Annotated in this window: 18 protein-coding genes; 4 read left to right on the top strand and 14 right to left on the bottom strand. The window is 62.6% G+C overall.

Going from position 1 to position 20,837, the window contains the following annotated elements; translation table 11 throughout:
* Positions 1-294: 294 nt before the first annotated feature.
* From IEV82_RS20965 to xylB, 8 genes are all read right to left on the bottom strand, one after another.
* Complete coding sequence (locus tag IEV82_RS20965) at positions 295-1,785, bottom strand: mannitol dehydrogenase family protein (RefSeq protein ID WP_188484041.1); 1,491 nt, start codon at positions 1,783-1,785, stop codon at positions 295-297.
* The gene (locus tag IEV82_RS20960) at positions 1,773-2,546 is read right to left on the bottom strand and encodes an L-iditol 2-dehydrogenase (RefSeq protein WP_188484040.1); all 774 of its coding nucleotides are present in this window, start codon (positions 2,544-2,546) and stop codon (positions 1,773-1,775) included. Before IEV82_RS20960 ends, IEV82_RS20965 begins: the two co-directional genes overlap by 13 nt.
* Positions 2,543-3,547 carry an ABC transporter ATP-binding protein gene (locus IEV82_RS20955; RefSeq protein ID WP_188484039.1) on the bottom strand — a complete coding sequence of 335 codons (1,005 nt, stop codon included), beginning with the start codon at positions 3,545-3,547 and terminating at the stop codon, positions 2,543-2,545. The genes IEV82_RS20960 and IEV82_RS20955 overlap by 4 nt, the downstream gene beginning before the upstream one ends.
* 25 nt (positions 3,548-3,572) lie before the next feature.
* Complete coding sequence (locus tag IEV82_RS20950; RefSeq protein ID WP_188484038.1) at positions 3,573-4,403, bottom strand: carbohydrate ABC transporter permease; 831 nt, start codon at positions 4,401-4,403, stop codon at positions 3,573-3,575.
* 2 nt (positions 4,404-4,405) lie between these two features.
* Entirely contained in the window at positions 4,406-5,272 is an 867-nt protein-coding gene (locus IEV82_RS20945; RefSeq protein ID WP_188484037.1) for a carbohydrate ABC transporter permease, read from the bottom strand.
* A gap of 137 nt (positions 5,273-5,409) precedes the next feature.
* The gene (locus IEV82_RS20940; protein WP_188484036.1) at positions 5,410-6,717 is read right to left on the bottom strand and encodes an ABC transporter substrate-binding protein; all 1,308 of its coding nucleotides are present in this window, start codon (positions 6,715-6,717) and stop codon (positions 5,410-5,412) included.
* Positions 6,718-6,808: 91 nt separating this feature from the next.
* Positions 6,809-7,840: a LacI family DNA-binding transcriptional regulator gene (locus tag IEV82_RS20935; RefSeq protein ID WP_188484035.1), complete on the bottom strand. Its 1,032-nt coding sequence runs from the start codon at positions 7,838-7,840 to the stop codon at positions 6,809-6,811.
* A gap of 146 nt (positions 7,841-7,986) precedes the next feature.
* Positions 7,987-9,423 (bottom strand): xylulokinase, encoded by a 1,437-nt coding sequence (xylB, locus tag IEV82_RS20930; RefSeq protein WP_188484034.1) that lies wholly within the window; start codon positions 9,421-9,423, stop codon positions 7,987-7,989.
* Between the two features lie 110 nt (positions 9,424-9,533).
* Here xylB and IEV82_RS20925 point away from each other — a divergent pair, with 110 nt between their 5' ends.
* Positions 9,534-10,748: a pyridoxal phosphate-dependent aminotransferase gene (locus IEV82_RS20925; protein WP_188484033.1), complete on the top strand. Its 1,215-nt coding sequence runs from the start codon at positions 9,534-9,536 to the stop codon at positions 10,746-10,748.
* Positions 10,745-11,548, top strand: coding sequence for an aspartate dehydrogenase (locus IEV82_RS20920; protein ID WP_188484032.1), 804 nt, complete (start codon positions 10,745-10,747; stop codon positions 11,546-11,548). Before IEV82_RS20925 ends, IEV82_RS20920 begins: the two co-directional genes overlap by 4 nt.
* A 4-nt stretch (positions 11,549-11,552) precedes the next feature.
* Here the strand turns inward: IEV82_RS20920 and IEV82_RS23945 are convergent, their stop codons facing one another.
* Genes IEV82_RS23945 through IEV82_RS20910 form a run of 3 tightly spaced genes read right to left on the bottom strand, consistent with a single transcriptional unit; the run spans position 11,553 to position 14,153 of the window.
* Positions 11,553-11,684 carry a hypothetical protein gene (locus IEV82_RS23945; RefSeq protein WP_268236141.1) on the bottom strand — a complete coding sequence of 44 codons (132 nt, stop codon included), beginning with the start codon at positions 11,682-11,684 and terminating at the stop codon, positions 11,553-11,555.
* Complete coding sequence (locus IEV82_RS20915) at positions 11,681-12,985, bottom strand: c-type cytochrome (protein WP_188484031.1); 1,305 nt, start codon at positions 12,983-12,985, stop codon at positions 11,681-11,683. The genes IEV82_RS23945 and IEV82_RS20915 overlap by 4 nt, the downstream gene beginning before the upstream one ends.
* 1 nt (position 12,986) lies before the next feature.
* Positions 12,987-14,153 carry a formate dehydrogenase subunit gamma gene (locus IEV82_RS20910; protein WP_188484045.1) on the bottom strand — a complete coding sequence of 389 codons (1,167 nt, stop codon included), beginning with the start codon at positions 14,151-14,153 and terminating at the stop codon, positions 12,987-12,989.
* A 281-nt stretch (positions 14,154-14,434) separates the two neighbouring features.
* Between IEV82_RS20910 and cls the strand changes: the two genes are divergently transcribed.
* Both cls and IEV82_RS20900 read left to right on the top strand, forming a co-directional pair.
* Positions 14,435-15,838, top strand: coding sequence for a cardiolipin synthase (gene cls / locus IEV82_RS20905; RefSeq protein WP_188484030.1), 1,404 nt, complete (start codon positions 14,435-14,437; stop codon positions 15,836-15,838).
* The gene (locus IEV82_RS20900) at positions 15,838-16,515 is read left to right on the top strand and encodes an endonuclease/exonuclease/phosphatase family protein (protein ID WP_188484029.1); all 678 of its coding nucleotides are present in this window, start codon (positions 15,838-15,840) and stop codon (positions 16,513-16,515) included. The genes cls and IEV82_RS20900 overlap by 1 nt, the downstream gene beginning before the upstream one ends.
* 440 nt (positions 16,516-16,955) lie before the next feature.
* Here IEV82_RS20900 and fdh3B read toward each other — a convergent pair whose 3' ends face one another.
* The 3 genes from fdh3B to IEV82_RS20885 all read right to left on the bottom strand — a co-directional run bounded on the left by fdh3B (position 16,956) and on the right by IEV82_RS20885 (position 20,826).
* Positions 16,956-17,549, bottom strand: coding sequence for a formate dehydrogenase FDH3 subunit beta (fdh3B, locus tag IEV82_RS20895; protein WP_188484028.1), 594 nt, complete (start codon positions 17,547-17,549; stop codon positions 16,956-16,958).
* 14 nt (positions 17,550-17,563) lie between these two features.
* Positions 17,564-20,536 (bottom strand): formate dehydrogenase subunit alpha, encoded by a 2,973-nt coding sequence (locus IEV82_RS20890; RefSeq protein WP_188484027.1) that lies wholly within the window; start codon positions 20,534-20,536, stop codon positions 17,564-17,566.
* A gap of 98 nt (positions 20,537-20,634) precedes the next feature.
* The gene (locus IEV82_RS20885) at positions 20,635-20,826 is read right to left on the bottom strand and encodes a twin-arginine translocation signal domain-containing protein (RefSeq protein WP_188484026.1); all 192 of its coding nucleotides are present in this window, start codon (positions 20,824-20,826) and stop codon (positions 20,635-20,637) included.
* Positions 20,827-20,837 lie beyond the last annotated feature (11 nt).

Here is a 20,837-nt window from a genome sequence, read left to right as displayed (position 1 = left end):
CGACATCATCGCCCGCATCTCCGATATGCCGGTCTCGCGCCTGCACGAGTTGCTGCCGTGGGAATGGGACGGGGCCACGCCCCTGGTCAAGGTCGCTTGACCGCGGCCTCCAGCGAATGCTTACGAAAAATCGCACCCGCAGACTCTCGTTATGATCGAGGAACCAAGGTCAGCAGGTCACTGCTTCATCAGATTTCTGCCCTGGCAAAGCAATAGCCCGTTTCCATGTGACCACGCATCAACCCTATCTCCAGTGACGGAGTGGGTCCATGCAAGCCGCGCCGGATGCTTGTTTCAAACCTGCTCGATATACTCTTTCACCGCCGCGCGCGTCCCGCCTTCCCAGATCCGCGACAACCAGCGCTCAAATGCTGCGGCGAACGACTCATGCCGCGACAGGTCGCCATAAATCTGCGTTTGCCGCAGCCATGCGGCAGGCTCTTCGCGGGCGAAGTCCGCAGTTGTCTGCAGACCGGACCACATCGGGTCGTTCGCCTCGATCATGCTCCCGTCCTCGCGGGTCCCATGACACATGCGGGCCCAGAGCGCTTCGGTCAGCGCCAGCCCCGAAATCGGCGCGCCCGATGCCAGCGCTTCGCGCAGAATTGGCAGGACAAACCCGGCGTGACGCGATGATCCGTCAAAGGCCACCCGTCGGGTCGTGTCATGAATTTCGGGATTGGCAAATCGGCGGGTGATCAGGTCGAGATAGGCCTCGGGTGTCATGCCGGGCACCGCGGCCACATGAGGTGCGATCTCGACCATCTGGACCTTGCGAAAGAAGGGTGCGATCTGCGGGTCCGCCATGCAGGCGGCGATTGTCGGAAGCCCGAGGATCTCGCCCGCATTTGCCAAGACCTGGTGCCCGGCATTGAGCATGCGGATCTTCATCGCCTCGTAGCTGTGCACCTCCCGCGTGAAGGTCGCACCGACCCTGTCCCAGTCCGGACGGCCCTGGCAGAATGCATCCTCGATCACCCATTGGCGGAAATTCTCGTGGGTGACGGGCACGGCATCCTCGATCCCCAGAGCACGGGCGCGCCTGCGTTCGGCCTCGCCAGTGGCGGGTACGATGCAATCGACCATGGAATTGGGGAAACTGGCGTACTCGTCGATCCAGCGCGCCAGATCGGGATCGCTGCCCATGGCAAGCCCCACAAGTGTCTGCCGCAGAATGGTGCCATTGCCCTGAAGGTTGTCGCAGGATTGCCCGGCAAAGGGCGCATGACCGGCGCGCTTGCGGTTCCGTAGTGCGGCGACCATGGCACCGAAGGCGGTGCGCGGCGTGTCGGGATGAGCCATGTCGTGCTGGATGTCCGGGTGCATGCTGTCCAGAGCCCCGGTGGCGTCGCGAAAATAGCCCCCCTCGGTCACGGTCAGCGACACGATGCGGATGCGCGGATCGGACATCGCGGCGATCAGCGCGGCATTGTCCTCTTCGACCGACAGGAAATCGACCATCGACCCGACGACTTCACCCGAGATCCCGGCAGGGTCGAGTTCGATGAGGGTGGTCAGGCAATCCTGTGCCAAGAGGCTGTCGCGCATACGCGCATCGCCCGCCCGCACACCGGCGCCGATGATCGCCCAGTCCAGCGCCTGCCCCTCTTGCATCAGCCGGTGCAGGTACCATGCCTGATGCGCCCGGTGGAAGTTGCCCAGACCGATATGCACGATGCCCGGTGTCAGGTCTGCGCGGTCATAGCCCGGCCGTGCGATCCCCTCCGGCAGCTGGTCCAGAGTGGCCAGTGACAGCGCGACGGGTTCCTGTTTCAGCTCATCCATTGGCCACCATCCACGTTGTAACATTGCGCGACGACATAGTCGGCGTCGTCGCTGGCAAGAAACACCGCCATGCCCGTCAGGTCGTCGGCTGTGCCCATCCGCCCGTAGGGCACTGCTGCACCGACTTCGCGTTTCTTCTGGCCGGGGGCCTTGTTTTCGTACTTGGCAAAGAACGCATCCACGCCATCCCAGTGCTCGCCATCCACCACTCCCGGTGAGATGGCATTCACATTGATCCCGTGCGTGATCAGGTTGAGACCCGCCGATTGGGTCAGCGAGATGATCGCCGCCTTGGTCGCGCAATAGACCGCCACCAGCGGCTCGCCCCGACGCCCGGCCTGGCTCGCCATGTTGATGATGCGCCCCTTGATGCCCCGGTCGATCATGTGCCGCGCCACCGCCTGAAGCGTGAACAGCGTGCCCGCGACATTGATGTCGAAGGTACGCGCATAATCGTCGCGGGTGATCTTGGTGATGGGGGCTGCGGTAAAGATCGCGGCATTGTTGATGAGAATGTCGATCTGCCCCAGTTGCTCCACACTGGACGCAACCGCGGCGTCGATGCTGGCCTGATCGGTCACATCCAGATGCACCGCGATGGCGCGGTCCCCGATCTGTGAAGCGGTCTCCTGTGCACGGGTCATGTCGATATCCGCAATGGCGACGCGCGCGCCTTCCGCGACATAGCGTTCGGCAAAGGCCCGGCCGATGCCGCGCGCTGACCCTGTGATAAGGGCAGTTTTTCCGTCCAGTCGTTTCATGCGATGCGAAGCCCCTGCGCGTCAAATCTGTGCATCTGGTCAAGCTGCGGCGTCAGGTAGATCGTGTCGCCATGCCGGACCGAGATGTCGCCGGTGATGCGCACGGTGACCATGTCGGCCAGCCCGGTGTCATGCACGTGGATGAATGTGTCCGACCCCAGATGCTCGGCCACACCTACCTTGCCGTTCCATGTGCCCTCGGTCATCGACACGTCGATATGCTCTGGGCGGATGCCTGCCTTGGTCCCTCCGTATTTCTGCGCCTCGGAGCCCCCGAAGATGTTCATCTTGGGCGACCCGATAAAGCCCGCCACAAACTCGTTGCGTGGTCTATGATACAGTTCCAACGGGCTGCCCACTTGTTCGATATGGCCCGCGCGCAGCACGACGATCTTGTCTGCCATGGTCATCGCTTCGACCTGGTCGTGGGTCACGTAGATCATGGTTGTCTTGAGGCGTGTATGCAGTTCGCTGATTTCAAGCCGCATGCCGACACGTAGCGCCGCGTCGAGGTTCGACAGCGGTTCGTCGAACAGGAACGCCGCCGGTTCGCGGACAATGGCGCGGCCGATGGCAACGCGCTGGCGCTGACCGCCCGACAATTGCCCCGGTCGGCGGTCCAGATAATCGGTGAGGTTCAGAACAGCCGCCGCATTGGCGATCCGCTTTTCGATCTCGGCAGGGGCCATCTTTGCCATCTTCAGCGGAAACGCGATGTTCTTGCGCACCGACATATGCGGGTACAGCGCGTAGGACTGGAACACCATCGCCAGACCGCGTTTGGCAGGCACAAGATCCGTCGCATCCTTGCCGTCGATCTCGATATGGCCGGTTGTGATGTCCTCAAGCCCCGCGATCAGCCGCAGGAGCGTGGATTTCCCGCAGCCTGATGGGCCGACGAAGACAGTAAACTCGCCGTCCTCGATGGTCAGGTCCAAAGGCGGAATGACCTGCACGTCGCCAAAGCTTTTCGTGACCTGTTTGAGTGTGATTTGTCCCATGGATCAGGTTCCTTGTGTCAGGTCGTTATTTGACGGCGCCAAAGGTCAGGCCGCGGACAAGTTGCTTTTGGCTGAACCAGCCAAGGATGAGGATCGGCGCAATCGCCATGGTCGAGGCCGCGCTGAGTTTCGCAAAGAACAGGCCTTCGGGGCTGGAATAGCTGGCAATGAACGCGGTCAGCGGGGCGGCATTCACCGCCGTCAGGTTCAGCGTCCAGAACGCTTCGTTCCAGGCCAGAATGAAGTTCAGCAGCATCGTGGACGCGATGCCGGGAATGGCCATCGGCGTGAGGATATAAAGCACCTCTTCGCGCAACGTTGCCCCGTCCATCCGCGCCGCCTCGAGGATCTCGACAGGGATTTCGCGGAAATAGGTGTAAAGCATCCAGACGATGATCGGCAGGTTGATCAGCATCATCACGATCACCAGACCAGCACGGCTGTCCAGCAGGCCCAGCTGAATGAACAGCAGGTAGATGGGGTACAGGACCCCCACCGCAGGCAGCATCTTGGTCGACAGCATCCACAGCAGGATGTCCTTGGTCCGGCGCGACGGCACAAACGCCATCGACCACGCAGCAGGCACGGCAACGATCAGGCCAAGTATAGTGGATCCACCTGCTATCAGGATCGAATTCCACAGGAACCGCGCATAGTTCGACCGCTCCATCACGACGCCATAGTTTTCAAGCGTCCAGTCGAAGTTCAGGAACAGCGGCGGGCTGGCAATCGCCTGCGCCTCGGTCTTGAAGCTGGTCAGGATCGTCCAGAGGATCGGGAAAAAGATCAGCAGTCCGATTGCCCAGGCAAGCCCTGTGTTGATCAGTTTGCGGCGGGAAGAAACAGAACGGGCCATGATCAGTTGTCCAGGTTCTTGCCGACGATCCGCATGAGAAAGATCGCGACGATGTTTGCAAGGATGATGGCGTAGACACCACCGGCTGAGCCCAATCCGACATTCTGGCTTTCCAGCACACGCTGGAAGATCAGGTAGGACAGGGTGCGGGTTCCGAACGCGCCGCCCGTGGTGACGAAAATCTCGGCGAAGACCGCCAGAAGAAAGATCGTCTGGATCAGGATCACGATGGTGATCGCGCGGCTCAGGTGCGGAAGGATGATATAGAAAAAGCGCTTGAGGGCAGGGGCGCCGTCCATCTCGGCGGCTTCAAGCTGTTCGCTGTCCAGCGACTGGATCGCGGTCAGCAGGATCAGCGTGGCAAAAGGCAGCCATTGCCAGCTCACGATCAGGATGATCGACGGCATCGCGGCATCCGACAGCCAACTCACCGGATCAGCCCCGAAGAACCGCCACAGATGCGCGAAAAGCCCGTTCACCGGATCCATGAACATGTTCTTCCAGACCAGCGCCGACACGGTCGGCATCACGAAGAAGGGCGCGATCACCAGAATACGGACAATGCCCTGTCCCCACATCGGCTGATCCAGAAGGATCGCCAGCAGGATACCCAGACACACGGTGATCACCAGAACCCCAAGAACCAGAACCAGCGTTGTCTGCACCGCAGGCCAGAAAGCGCTCGAACTGACAAACCGCACGTAATTGTCGAACCCGGTCCAGCCCAGATCACCACCGCGCAAGGGCAGGTAGGTGCGGAACGAAAACCAGAGCGTCATGATCAGCGGGACCAGCATCCAGCCCAGAAGCAGGACAACCGCCGGGGCCATCATCAGTCGGGCCGCTGATCGGGATGCTTTCGTCGCCATGGGATACGTCTCCTCCGTTGCCAACCCGCGCAGGGTATCGCGCTGTCAGAATTGGGCCACGTTCAAAGTGAGTGCGTTGAGGTGTTTGGGGTCAGAGGGCGATGCGCAGACCGCCCTCTGAAGATCAACCCAAGGGCTTAACGGTAGCCAGCGGCTTCCATCACCTCGGTGGCAATCGCCTGCGCCTTGGCCAGCGCCTCGTCGACGGTCTGCTGCCCCGCATAGGCGGCCGAGAACTCCTGGCTGACTTCGGTCGCCATGCCCGCGAATTCCGGGATCGCAACGAACTGGATGCCGACATAGGGCACCGGCTCCACAGTCGGATTGGTCGGATCTGCCGCGTTGATGGAATCAAGCGTCATCTTGGCGAACGGGACCTCCAGATATTCGGGTGTCTCGTAAAGCGATGTCCGCGCACCCGGAGGCACGTTGGCCCAGCCTTCATTTTCCGCGACCAGCTCGATATACTCTTTCGAGGTGGCCCATTCGATAAACGCCTTGGCGGCCTCTTCCTTCTGGGTGCCCGCGGGGATCGCCAGCGCCCAGGCCCAAAGCCAGTTCGACCGCTTGTCGACACCTTCCGCGTTCGGAGCAAGCGCGAAGCCGACATGGTCGGCCACGGTGGAATCGCTTGGGTTGGTCACGAACGACGCCGCAACCGTCGCGTCGATCCACATGCCGCATTTGCCCTGCTGGAACAGCGACAGGTTCTCGTTGAACCCGTTGGTGGCATAGCCTTCGGGGCCGTAGTCGTTCATCAGGTTGACGTAAAACTCGAGCGCGGCTTTCCACTCGGGCTGATCGAATTGCGGGGTCCATTCCTCGTCGAACCAGCGCGCGCCGAACGAATTGCCGGTGACGGTGATGAACGCGCCGCCTTCGCCCCAACCGGCCTTGCCGCGCAGACAGATGCCGTTGATGTCGTTCTCGGGATCATCCATTGCCGCCGCTGCTTCGCGGATGAATTGCCATGTCGGCGCTTCCGGCATCTCGAGCCCGGCCTTTTCCATCAGATCCGTGCGGTACATGACCATGGACGATTCACCATAGAACGGTGCCGCATAAAGCGTGCCGTCATGGGACAAGCCCTCGCGCATGGCGGGCAGGATGTCAGCGACATCGTATTCCTCCGAAAGGTCGTCCAACGGCACAAGCCAGCCATTGGCACCCCAGATCGGCGTTTCGTACATGCCGATGGTCATGATGTCGAACTGGCCACCCTTTGTGGTGATGTCCGTGGTCACACGCTGGCGCAGCACGTTTTCCTCGAGCGTCACCCATTCGACCTCGTGGCCGGTCTTGGCCGTGAAATCGTCGGTATAACCCTGCATGCGGATCATGTCGCCGTTGTTGACTGTTGCGATGGTGATGGTCTCTGCCTGTGCGGCTCCGACCGAAATCAGCGACAGTGCTGTCGCCGCACGAAGTGCGTTTCGAAGGTGCATCCGAATCCTCCCTGATCTTTGGATTACCTTGGGGCACTCAACAACAAATCATTTACCCGCGTCAATAAAATTTTTACCCGCGTAAATTTTATCAGGCCGAGTCCCGCATGATCAACCGCGCCGGAAACAGGCTTTCGGTTCGGCTCTCCAGCCGTCCGCCGCTCTCGATCAGGCGGAACAGGGTCTCGACCGCGTTGTCGGACACCGCGCTGTAATCATGCGCCGCCGTGGTCAGCGACGGGCAGGTAAACCGCGAGAACGGATGATCGTCATGCGACGCGACTCGCAAGGCGCAATCCGCTCCGCGCCCGACCCGCACACCGCTTTCGTAACAGGCCGCCAGAAGCCCGATCGCCAGACGGTCATTGCTGCACAGCACCGTGTTGGTCGGCAGCGACTTTTCCGACAGCAGCTTCAAGCCACCCCTGCGCCCGATCTCCTCGAACCCCCAACCGGTGCCGTCCACCTTGACGACATGCGGCTCCAGACCCAACCGCTCCATCATCGACAGATACGCGATCCGCCGCTTGTTGGCGTTCGGGTTGGCGGGCGTCCGCATCTCGAAAAAACACGGCGCCTCGCCGGTGCGGCTCAGGTATTCCACCGTCTGCGATACGAAACTGTGGTTGTCCGATCCGACAAACGCCTCGCCCATCCCGTCGATATTGCTGTCAAAAAGCACCGTGGGAACGTGTTTGCAGAAGGTCTCGATGGCCGATTTGTCCGACTGCCGCCCCAATGGCGCCAACAGCACACCCGCTGGTTTCATCGACCGCAAACTGTCCAGAATGGCATTCTCATGGGCCTGATCGCCATGTGCGCTGAACAGCGACGGCGTGAATCCTGCCTCGATGCAGCGTCCTTCGATCATGCGCACGATCTCGCCGAAAAACGGGTCGGCCAGATAGGGCACCACGATGCCGATATTCTTGGTCAGCTTCCGGTTCTGGTTCATCGCGTAGATGTTGGGCCGGTAGTCGTACTTCTCCAAAGCCGCCTCGATCCGCATCCGCGTGGATTTGCGCACGCTGCTGGGATCGTGAAAATATTTCGACACGGTGGGCCGGGAGATTCCGCTGATGGCGGCGAATTCTTCCATGTTCCGGATCTCGGAGTGCGCCATGGCCGGCCCCTGTCTGTGCAACTGTCGTCACTGGGTTTTGTGTGACACTTTCTTATCGCGCGCAAAAAATCAATATTGCACGTAAAGTTTGTGTCCGCCGTGGCGGTCTTGGCTGGAAAAAGCGGCAGTCCCACCGTCCGTGTGGGTCAGCGCAGCGTTTTCAGCGCCTGATAGAGCGCGCGGTACCGCCGCAAACGATCCTCCAGTTCCGGCACGCGCTTCGGCTCGAACCAATCCGCGATATCCGGCTCTTGAGCCAGATCCGACAGGCTCATCGCGCCCGCGCCGCAAGCCGCCAGCCGCGCCGCCCCCAGCGCAGGTCCTGCATCCGACCCAACCGTGCGCCCGATGCGCTGGCCGGTTGCGTTGGCGATCAACTGCAACAGAAAGGGTGACCTGCTGCCCCCGCCGATGGCCGCCAGATGCGGCAACCCGGTGATGGAGTCGCCGAAACTCTCGACCGCGTCGGCAAAGGTGAACGCCACCGCTTCGACCACCGCGCGACAGAGGTCCGCGCGCTCCGTGCTGTCCTCCAGCCCAAAGAACCCAGCGCGAATATGCGGATCACCATGCGGACTGCGTTCGCCGGTAAGGTAAGGCAGGAAGATCGGCACCCGCGCTGCATCGGCACGTTCGGCCAGCGCCACAACCTCACCCGCGCTGATCCCCAATTGCCCGGCCAGCCACGCGATGGGCCGCGCGCCGTTCAGCATCGCCGCCATCTGGTACCAACGCCCGGGCACCGTATGCGCAAAGGCGTGCACGAACTTGGCCGGGTTCGGATGATACGCATCGCCCGCCACGAACAACTGCCCCGAAGTGCCAAGCGAGATGAACCCGCGCCCCGGTTCCGTCGCCCCCAGGGACACAGCCCCCGTGGCCGCATCGCCGCCCCCAGCGACAACCGGAACATCTGCGGGCAACCCGGTTGCGGTTGCGGCGGTAGCCGTGAGCTGACCAACCACCTCATGCCCATCCGCCAGACGCGGCAGCCAGCCTAAATACGTGTCACTGGCTTCGGCAACCGCACCGCTCCACTCTCGCGCGGCCTGATCCAGCCACAGTGTCCCCGCCGCGTCCGACCGATCCGTGGCAAGCCCGCCGTGCAAGCGCAATCCGATGTAATCCTTGGGTAACAGGACATGCGCGATCCGCGCATGCACCTCCGGCTCCTGCCGCGCGACCCACATCAGCTTGGGCGCGGTAAAGCCGGGCAGGGGCAGCACGCCCGCAATCGTCCCGATTTCAGGCAGCGCCTCTTGCAATCGCGCGCATTCCTCGATCGACCGGCTGTCATTCCACAGGATCGCCGGGCGCAACACCTGATGCGCGCTGTCCAGAAGCACAGCGCCATGCATCTGCCCCGACAGCCCAATCGCCGTGACCTCGGACAAAGACCGCGTCTGACCGATCTCGGCCAGCGCCGTGCAGGTCGCCGCCCACCAGGCATGCGGATCTTGCTCGGACCAGCCGGACTGCGGGGATTGAACCGTCAGATCGGCACTCGCCGATGCGTGGATCGCCGTGCCATCGGTGCAGATCACCTTGACCGCGGATGTGCCTATGTCGATGCCCAAAAACATGCCGCAGCATTACGTCAGCGCTAACAGCGGCGCAAGCAGTCTGAGCGCGTCGTGGAACTGGCGCAAGACGGAAAGCCGGGCTAGACAGGATCACCAACAGGGAGGTGAAGATGAGCAGTCTTGATGCGAAATTCGCACGTCTTGGCGCGGACAACGCGCCGGGGCAGGAGGTCCGCCAGAACGCGGATGATCTGAAATCGGTGATGCGCGGAGACATGATCCCCGGTGTCCCGGTGGATTTCTCGCATGGCGACGTTGACGCGTTCGAGCCCACCCCCGGTGCCCGCAACGCGTGGGAAAAGGGGTTCGAGGCCGGCGCGTCCCAAGCCTATACCGAATATCGCGGTGCGGCCACCATCCGCCAGGACGTGGCCGCCAGCCTTGCCGCCTTCACCGGCGCGCCGGTCGATCCGGTGGACGAGTTGATCATCACACCCGGCACCCAGGGCGCGCTGTTCCTCGCGCTTGGCGCTGTCGTTGACCGAGGCACCAAGGTCGCGATCATGGAGCCGGATTACTTTGCCAACCGCAAACTGGTCGCCTTTTTCGGCGGTGAGATCCTGCCCGTCGCGTTGCACTACCATGAAGACGCCCCGCAGCGCGGCCCGGACCTCGCGCAGTTGGAAGCCGCGTTCAAGGACGGTGCCGAAGTGCTGGTCTTCTCGACCCCCAACAACCCCACGGGCGTTGTCACCCAGCAGGACGCGATCACCGAAATCGCCCGTCTTGCGGCAGAGCACAACGTGACCGTGATCGTCGATCAGCTCTATTCCCGCCTGCTCTACAGCGGGCAAGGCTACACCCACATGCGCGCCTGCGCGACCCGGCCGGATAACCTCATCACGATCATGGGCCCCTCGAAAACCGAGTCGCTCAGCGGTTTCCGCCTTGGCGTGGCCTTCGGTTCGGCCCCGCTGATCGACCGGATGGAGAAATTGCAGGCCATCGTGTCCCTGCGCGCTGCGGGCTATTCCCAAGCCGCCCTCGGCACATGGTTCCACGAACCCGACGGCTGGATGGACACCCGCATCGCCCAGCACGAGGCGATCCGCGACGACCTGCTCAAGGTCTTCCGCGCCGCTGGCCTGCCCACCGCCTGTCCGCAGGCGGGCAGTTATCTCTTTCCGGAGCTTCCCGAACTGGTCGTCTCGCCCGAGGATTTCGCGCGCCTCTTGCGCCTTCAGGCTGGTGTCACCGTCACGCCGGGGTCCGAGTTTTCGCCCCACACCACCTCCAGCATCCGGCTGAATTTCTCACAGGATCACGCGGCATCTGTCGCGGCCGCACACAGGATTGTCGAAATGGTCAAAAGGTATCAGGCATGAAAATCGGAATTGCAGGACTGGGCGCGATCGGGCTGCACGTCGCACAGGAACTGGACCGGGGCGGCATTCCCGGCTGCGAACTTGCGGGCATCAGCGCGCGCAATGCAGACCGCGCGGCAGAGGCGAACGCCACCCTGGCCACACCGGTGCCGGTCTATGCGCTGAACGAGATCGCGGATCATTGCGACATCATCATCGAAACCCTGCCGCCGCAGCTTTTCATGGATCTGGCTGTGCCGGTCATCGACGCGGGCAAGGAACTTGTGGTCCTGTCGGCCAGCCAGCTCATGGGCCAGCAGGCGCTGCTGGACAAGGCGGCGCAGACCGGTGCGAAAATCCTCATCCCCTCCGGCGCGATCCTCGGACTTGATGCGATCAAGGGGGCCGCTGTCGGTAATCTGGTCTCCGTGGTGATCGAAACCCGCAAACCCGTCGCCGGTCTGGCCAAGGCGCCTTACGTGATCGACAACAACATCGACCTCAGCAACCTGACGGAAGCGAAACTGGTGCTTGGCGGGGCGGTTACGGATGTCGCCAAGGTGTTCCCGGCAAACGTGAACGTCGCCGTCGCGGTCAGCCTTGCGGGCTACGGCACCGACAAGACCCGCATGGAAGTCTGGGCCGATCCGGCACTGGAAAAGAACCAGCACACCGTCCGCGTGGTGTCGGACTCGTCAGACTTCACCATGACGATCCAGAACCGCCCGACCGAGGAAAACCCCGCAACAGGAAAAATCACCGCGCTCAGCGTCATTGCGATGCTGCGTCAGAAAACGTCGGTGCTTCAGGTCGGAACCTGACGGTTCAGTTCCCCAACCGGACAGATGAGGAGGACGCGCCCTGTTCGGCGGCGCTCCACCCCATCTGGTCGAGGGTGTAATCGGCGCCAACGGCGATCACGGCGATGGCGACAAATCCAACGAGCATGGCTTTCACTGCGAACTCTCCTCAGGAGCGGTTTCTGTGCGCAGGTAGGTCACGAGATCGGCACGGTCCTGCGCGCCCGTGATCCGCTGCATCGGCATCTTGGTGCCGGGTATGTAATGCTCTGGTCCGATGTCGAAAAGAGCATCAATCGTGTCCTCGTCCCAAATGATGGTCGATCCATCAAGGGCGTCGGAATAGCTGTAATCCTCGACCGTGCCCGCCCTGCGGCCGAACAGGTCATACAGGCTTGGCCCGGCGCGGCGCGCGCTGCCGGGTGTCAACGTGTGGCAGATCGAACACTTGCGCATGAACTGCCGTTCGCCGTTGGGCATGGTGTCCGCCGCCGCCAGAAAGCCGGGGGATCCGGTGGCCATCGGGTCGGCTTCGTCCATCGCGGCGATGGGCCAGGAATACAGGCGCGGATCAAGCCCGCCTGCATGGATGTTGCCGCCATCCCGCGAGAACGCAAGCGCCCAGACCGGCCCGCGTTCGGTTGCGCGGAAATCGCGGGCGATGCGCCACTCGGGCGTCTCCACCACCATGATGTAGCCTTCGCCATCCCCGACAGCGAGCAGGTCGCCATCCGGGCTTGTCGCCATCGCCAGGATCGGGCGGCGTTCCAGCGTCAGGTCGGCCAGCGTGTCACCGCTTGCCAGATCAAGCACACGGGTGCCGCCATCCACCGCGCCATAGGCCAGCCAGCCCGCGTCTTCGTTCAGTTCCAGCTCGTTGACGCCGAACCCGTGCTCGATCACCCGCTGGCGTTCGCTGCCGGTTTCCAGATCCCACAACCGGATGCTGCCATCGGCAGAGGCGGAATAAAGCCCCCGCCCGTCCTGGGAAAAGGCCACGTCATTCACCGGCCCGCCATGTCCCGTCAGGAAGCGCGGCTCTGAGCCATCCACGGGCCAGAGCCCGATGCTGCCATCCCAACTGGCCGACGCGACCAATGTACCATCCGGGGAAAGCGCCAAAGACACGACCTTGCCCCTGTGCCCGTCCCGGACCGCCTGCGCGGTGCCGTCCGCCGCCCAGACCCGCAAGGTAAAATCATCGCCCGCCGAATAGACCGTGCCATCCGGAGCGAACAGCACGGCATTCACCGCTGCCTCGTGGCCGTCGAACCAAAGAGGATCGGACCCCGACCAAAGCCCGACGGCATTGTCGAAACTCACCGTTGCGATCTGGTCGGTCTCGGACACGGCGATCCCCATGATGGGACCGCCGTGACCTTGTAGCGTAAAGAACTCGTCCGCTGCCCCGGTCGTCGCACAGAACAGGGCGGCAGAGGTGATCAGAGCGCGGCGCATGTCATTCGGCAGGGGTGGCACCGCTTGGAGCCTTGCCTTCGCGTTCCTTGACCTCTTCGACCCACAGGCTGTGGTGTTCCTTGGCCCATTGTTCTTCGACCATGCCGGATCCCATCGCGTCATAGGCACCCTCCATGCCGAGCGACCCGATATAGATATGCGCAAGGATGATCGACATCAGCACGAAGCTGACGATGGCGTGCCAGAGTTGGGCATATTGCATTTCTTCATGCGGTGTCATGGTTTCCTGCAGGATGCCGAAGCCGAACATCTCGGGCAGGCCGGTGCTGTTCAGGATGGCGAACGTTTTGGCAAAAAGCGGCAATTCGAAGGGGAACAGCAGCGAAATCCCCGAAACAGAGATCGACGCGCCCAGAACGATCGTGGACCAGAAGATCAGTTTCTGACCGGCGTTGAACTTCTTGGCCGGCGGGTGCCCGCCACCAAACAGCCCGCCGCCCATGGCCAGCCACTTGAGGTCGGTCTTGTCGGGAAAGTTGTGCACGACCCACATCACGAAGATCATCACCAGCGCCAGCATGAACGCCCAGGAGACGTTGTTGTGGACCCATTTCGAAGCCCCTGCAATCAGCGCATAGCTTTCATGTCCCATCACAGGGATCATGAACTTGCGCCCCATGAGGGACACCAGACCCGTGATCCCCAACACGATGAAGGACCCGGCCAAAAGCCAATGGCCGAAGCGTTCGAAATTCTTGAACCGCTCGATCCGCCGTCCGGTCTTTTCGCCGTCGATCTTGACCCGTCCCCGGATGAGGAAGAACAGCGCCAGCAGGCCGATCGTGCCCAGCAGAAGGTAGCCGCCATAGGTCAGCAACGGGCCTTCGCGGAACTGCAGCCACCACATGCCGCGATCCTGGATCAGCACTTCGGCCGCCGGTCCACGCACCTGCGTCGTCACATCCGCTTCGTTGAACCGCATGCCGCGCCACAGGTCCGGGTCGGACGCACCGCCCAATGTGCCAAGCTGGTCCGAGAGGTTCGCCGCCCCCGAGGGGTCGCCGACATTTGCCGCACGTTCGGAATTATCGACCGGCAGGCCCTGTTGCCGGCGCATGATGTCCTCGAGTGTTGGCGCGCCGCCGGTGGCAGAGCGGTCGATCTCGGTTTGCGGTGCAACGGAACCGGCCTCTTGTGCGTTGACCATGCCCGGTGTCAACGACGACACCAGACCGATGAAAGCCAGAGCGGCCACAATGCAACCAAGGATGAAGTGTCGAATGTCACGCATGTCCCTGCGTCCTCCCTAACGGGCGAAAGATGCGCCCAGCCTTGCGAAATTCAGTGTTTTGGGGCCAAGTTTGACCATGTCCGATGGCAATGGCGACCCGCGAAACATGGGCGCTTCATGTACCTTTGACAGGATACTCAAGATGATGCCAACAGCAAGCAATTCCGCCATTTTTCAGGGTTTCAAGGCGTCGTCTGATGGCTGATGTCCTGACCATTTCCAATGTGGCCATCGCGGTGGGTCTCGGGGGGCTTGCGCTGGTGGTGTCCTATCGCGCGGTGCTGACGTCCCGGACGCCGCAGGGGGCGACGGCGTGGATCCTGCTGATCCTGCTTTTGCCGCTGCTGGGCACGGTGTTGTACCTCGTGTTCGGCTATGCCGACTACAAGAGTTTCGAACGCGAACGCCGTCAATCGGACGAAGACATTTTCGACATGGCCTCGGAGGCGCGTGTCGCCGATACACCCTCCCGGCTTGATACGTTTGCCCGCATCGCGCGCCTGCCCGTCACCGAGGGCAATGACATGGAGCTTCTGATCGACGGTGAGGCGACCTATGACGCGGTGTTCGGCGCGATCGGAACCTCGCAGAAGACACTCTTTGTCCAGTACTACACGATCAAGGATGACGAGGTCGGGCGCGAATTGCGCGATGCGCTGATCGAAAGGGCGCGGGCAGGGGTGTCCGTCTGGCTGCTGCACGACGAATTGCCGTTCATCGGCCTGCCCCGCAGTTTCAAGCGCGCGTTGCAGGATGCCGGTATCCATATGGCGCGCCCCAGCGGGCCGAAACGCCTGCTGGGGCGGTTTCAGTTCAATTACCGCAACCACCGCAAGCTTGTGGTGGTCGACAATGAACTGGCCTTTACCGGCGGGCTCAACATGTCGCGCACCTATCTCGGACGGGACCCCTCGATGGGGGCGTGGCGCGACACGTTCATCCGCGTTCGTGGCCCGATCGTGGAACAGCTGGCGCTGCACTTCGCGTCGGATTGGAGATGGGCGACCGGCGAAGACCTCAGCGAGATTGCCGCCTGCACCCCCGACGAGGTTGGACCGCTCAAGGCGGTTTCGCTTGCCCCGTCCCCGGCCGAGGAGACCGCGGCGGGCAATCTCTATTTCATCGCGCTGGCCCATGTCGCGCAGCACCGCCTCTGGATCGCGTCGCCCTATTTCGTTCCCGACCGCGACGTGCTGACCGCGCTGCGCTTTGCCGCCCTGCGCGGCGTCGATCTCAGGATTCTCGTGCCGGGGCGTGCTGATCATTACCTCACCTATTTCGCGGCCATGGCCTATTTCGACGACCTGCGTGCAGTCGGCGGCGAGGTCTGGACCTATGATCCTGCCTTCACACACCAGAAAGTGGCGCTGGTGGATGACGACATCGTGTCCGTCGGGTCGATCAACCTCGACATCCGGTCGGGGCTGTTGAACTTCGAACTGACCGTGCTTTTCGAGGGCAAGAGCGCCGCTGATGCGGTGGAAAAGATGCTGACCGCGGATTTCGACAACGCCACCCGCGTCGATACGGACCTGTCGGACCGCCCCTTCCTCACCGGCATGGTCGCCCGCGTCGCCCGCCTGTTCGCGCCGGTGCTGTGATGCGGATCGCGAGCTACAACATCCGCAAGGCGGTGGGTCTGGACTGGCGGCGTGATCCGCTGCGGATCATCCGGGTTCTGGCCGCGCTCGATGCCGATGTGGTGGCGTTGCAGGAGGCGGACAAACGTCTGGGCGCGCGCCCTTCAGTGCTGCCCCCTGATGCGCTGTTCGATCAGACAGGGCTGCGCGTGCTGCGGGTGACCAACGGGCCAAGCTCGGGCTGGCATGGCAATGCGCTCCTGGTGCGGGAGGGTTGGCGGGTGAGTGCGACCGAACGGCTCAGCCTGCCGGGGATCGAGCCGCGCGGGGCGTTGCTCGCCGATCTGGAAGGGCCGGGAACCAGCCTGACCCTCGTGGGCACACATCTGGGTCTGCGGCGCGGCTGTCGGCAATTGCAACTGGCGCATCTGCTGGAAGAGCTGACCGCGAAGACCGACCGCGCCGTGATTGCCGGCGATTTCAACGAATGGTCGCCGCGCATCGGGTTCGACATTCTGGAACATGCCTTCGATGTCGTCAGCCCGGGCCGGAGCTTTCACGCCTCGCGCCCGGTTGCCCCGCTGGATCGGTTCGCGGTCGGGCGCGGCTTGCGGGTGGCCGGGGCAGGGGTGTTCGCAGAGGGCGAGGCGCGGCGCGCGTCCGACCACCTGCCGGTGTGGATGGACATTGAGGCGTGAGCACTTAGCCTCACCGCGCGCAGCGTTCGCAAAACCTTAACGCTCCGGAGGCACCTTCCCCCACACAAAGCGCTTTGAGCGGGAAGGGTCACTCCCATGCCGCGACACGACACTGACATTTCTCTCACATGCCGGAAGGCTGACCTTGAGAGACCGGTCTTCACAGGCTCCGGCACCCCCGGAGTACAGGTCGCCCGTTAAATCGGGGATTTGAGAGAACCGTCAGGCCCAACAGGGCGGCGCCGCTTCTTTCTTGAAAGACATGGATGCGAAGCCGGGCAGATACCCGGCCCACGATGAAAAGACCGGCGGGATCAGTCCCGACCGGACCCAAACGCGTAGACCGGGCTTCAGCCCGGCACGCCCACCCACCCACCTCAAACGAAAAAGCCCCGGAGCGACCTCCGGGGCTTTTGTTTGTTCAACGGCCCGTAAGACGATCAGCCGTCCTTCATGTCGTAGGCGGTGCCCCAGCCCCAGGCGCCGGAGCCGAAGCCACGGGCCACGACACGCTCGCGGTAGATCGAGGCGACAACGTCGCCATCCCCGGCCAGCAATGCCTTGGTTGCGCACATCTCGGCGCAGATCGGCAGCTTGCCTTCGTCGATCCGGTTGCGGCCATACTTGGCGAACTCGGCTGCGGAGTGGTTCTCTTCCGGGCCACCGGCGCAGAAGGTGCACTTGTCCATCTTGCCACGGCTGCCGAAATTGCCCGCTTGCGGGTATTGCGGTGCGCCGAAGGGGCAGGCGTAGAAGCAGTAGCCGCAGCCGATGCACAGGTCCTTGGAGTGCAGGACCACGCCTTCTTCGTTCTGGTAGAAGCAATCCACCGGGCAGACGGCCATGCAGGGCGCGTCCGAACAGTGCATGCAGGCCACGGAGATCGACCGTTCGCCGGGCTTGCCATCATTGATGGTCACCACCTTGCGGCGGTTGATGCCCCACGGAACTTCGTGCTCGTTCTTACAGGCCGTGACGCAGGCGTTGCATTCGATGCAGCGTTCGGCGTCGACAAGAAATTTAGCTCGTGCCATGTCTCATGAACTCCTTAAGCTGCCATGATCTTGCAAAGGGTTGCCTTGGTTTCCTGCATCTGGGTCACCGAGTCGTATCCGTAGGTCTGTGCGGTGTTTGTCGATTCACCCAAGACGTAAGGGTCCGCGCCTTCCGGGTACTTGGACCGCTGGTCCTCGCCCTGGTAATGCCCGCCGAAGTGGAAGGGCATGAACGCGACACCCGGAGCGACCCTTTCGGTCAGCATGGCCATGACCTTGACCTTGCCGCCTTCAGGACCTTCGACCCAGACCTGCGCACCGTCCCGCACACCCAGATCGTTGGCGTCGCGCGGGTTGATCTCGATGAACATGTCCTGCTGCAGTTCGGCCAGCCACGGGTTCGACCGTGTCTCGTCGCCACCGCCCTCGTATTCGACCAGACGGCCGGAGGTGAGGATGATCGGGAAGTCCTTGGAGAAGTCGTTGGCCTGGATCGACTTGTACATTGTCGGCACGCGCCAGAACTTCTTGTCCTCGTAGGTCGGGTAATCGGCCACAAGGTCATAGCGGTTTGTGTAGAGCGGTTCGCGGTGAACGGGAACCGGATCGGGGAAGGTCCACACGACCGCACGGGCCTTGGCGTTGCCGAAGGGCGCGCATTCGTGCTTGATCGCAACGCGCTGGATGCCGCCCGAGAGGTCGGTCTTCCAGTTCACGCCACCGACCTTTGCCGTGTAGTCGGACGGGATCTCGCCCTGCTGGCTTGTCTCTCCAAGTTCGCTCTGACCTGGCACTGCACCGCGCAGACCCGAGACATATTCGATCATCGCCCGTTCATACGGGGTCAGATCGCCGTCCCAGCCCAGATCGACCAGCATCTGCATGGTGAATTCGGGGTAACCGTCCTGGATTTCCGAGTTCTGCGAATAGACGCCCTCGGCCAGAAGGTTGTCGCCATCCTTTTCCACGCCAAAGCGGGCGCGGAATGTGAGGCCACCCTTGGAGACCGGCAACGACATGTCATAAAGGTTCGCCGTTCCGGGATGGTTCATCTCGGGTGTGCCCCAGCAGGGCCACGGCAACCCGTAGAAGTCGCCATCGGCCGGGCCGCCATTGGCCCGCAGCGTCGTGCGGTCAAAGGTATGCTGGTTGGCCATGTGCATCTTGAGCCGCTCGGGCGACTGGCCGGTATAGCCGATCGTCCACATGCCGCGGTTGAACTCGCGGGTGACATCTTCGATCACCGGGGTCAGACCGTCGTCTTCCAGTGCGATGTTGCGGAACAGGCGGTCGTGGAACCCGAACTTCTGCGCAAACAGGGCGATGATCTCGTGGTCCACCTTCGACTCGAACATCGGGGCCATGATCTGATCGCGCCACTGGAGAGACCGGTTCGATGCGGTGACGGAGCCACGGGTTTCGAACTGTGTCGTTGCCGGCAGCAGGTAGACACCATCGGTGCGGTCATGCAGGACGGCAGAGACTGTTGGGAAGGGGTCGATCACGACAAGCGTGTCGAGCTTTTCCATCGCCGTCTTCATTTCCGGCAGTCGGGTCTGCGAGTTGGGCGCGTGGCCCCACAGAACCATGACGCGGGTGTTGTCCGGCTGGTCAATGTTTTCCTTGTCTTCCAGAACACCGTCGATCCAGCGGGACACCGGGATGCCCGTCAGGTTCATCATCGGGGTATCCCCGACCATTTCCTGCGAGAACTGTGCCTTCAGCCAGTCAAGATCCTCGTTCCAGACGCGCGCCCAATGGGCCCACGATCCCGGCGCAAGACCGTAATAGCCGGGCAGCGAATCGGCAACCACGCCAAAATCGGTGGCACCCTGCACGTTGTCGTGGCCGCGGAAGATGTTGGTGCCGCCGCCTTCGGTTCCCATGTTGCCAAGGGCAAGCTGGAGCACGCAATAGGCGCGGGTGTTGTTGTTGCCGTTGGTGTGCTGGGTGCCGCCCATGCACCAGATCACGGTGCCGGGACGGTTGTTGGCCAGCGTACGGGCCACGCGTTCAAGCTGCGAACCGGGGGCGCCGGTGACGCGCTCCACCTCTTCCGGAGTCCAGCGGGCGACTTCTTCCTTGATCTGGTCCATGCCCCAGACACGGGTGCGGATGAACTCCTTGTCCTCCCAGCCGTTCTCGAAGATGTGCCAGAGGATACCCCAGACCAGCGCCACGTCCGAACCGGGACGGAAGCGGACATATTCATCCGCATGGGCCGCGGTGCGCGTGAAGCGCGGATCGCAGACGATCACGGGGGCGTTGTTCTGTTCCTTCGCCTTGAGGATGTGGAGCAGGGACACCGGGTGCGCTTCGGCAGGGTTGCCGCCGATCAGGAAGATTGCGCGGCTGTTGTGCATGTCGTTGTAGCTGTTGGTCATGGCGCCGTAGCCCCATGTGTTCGCCACGCCGGCCACGGTGGTCGAGTGACAGATCCGCGCCTGGTGGTCGACGTTGTTCGTGCCCCAGTAGGCCGCGAACTTGCGCATCAGGTACGCCTGTTCGTTGTTGTGCTTGGCGGACCCCAGCCAGTAGACCGAATCCGGACCGCTTTCGTCGCGGACCTGAAGCATCTTGTCACCGATCTCGGAGATCGCCTGTTCCCACGAGATGCGCTTCCACTCACCACCCTCTTTCTTCATCGGGTACTTGAGGCGGCGTTCACCATGGGCGTGCTCGCGGACGGCGGCACCCTTGGCGCAGTGCGCACCAAGGTTGAACGGGCTGTCCCAGCCGGGTTCCTGGCCGATCCAGACGCCGTTGCTGACTTCGGCAACGACGGTACAGCCGACCGAGCAATGCGTGCAGACCGACTTGACGGTCTGGACCGCGCCGTTGACGGCGGATTGCGCGCTGGCCTGCGTGACCGCGCCGCCGGTGGCGCTGATCGCGGCAAGACCACCGATGGCAAGGCCCGATCCGCGCAGGAACGAGCGTCTGTCGACGGATTTGTTGGAGATTTCCGAAATCAGGCCGGTCCGCGCAGCGCGCCGTGTCAGCCCTCCGGTTTTCTTTCTTAGCATGGTGTCCCTCTCAAGCTACCTGGGGCGTCTGACGCCGTTGGCTGGGTTGCGGTCTGCATCCGGCCATACCGGGTGCAGAAGGGGTGATGTGTGAGCTCTTAGAAGCGGGTGCTGGCCAGGTAGGCGCGGGTATGCGCCGTGTCCTGCATCCGGCCATTCGCCTTGGGCGTTTCCGCCGCTTCGGCCTCGGTGCCGGATACGGCGACAGCCGCCACGGCAGCCGGGGCTGCGGTGCCTGCCAGTTTCAGAAAAGCACGGCGGCTTGCGGACGCCTCGGGTTTCTCAGTCATGGAAGGTTCCT

The organism is Marivita lacus, assembly GCF_014637725.1.
In the GTDB taxonomy this organism is placed as follows: Bacteria; Pseudomonadota; Alphaproteobacteria; order Rhodobacterales; family Rhodobacteraceae; genus Marivita; species Marivita lacus.
The sequence above is the reverse complement of the archived record's forward strand: the minus strand, read 5'-3'. Positions and strand labels throughout refer to the sequence as shown.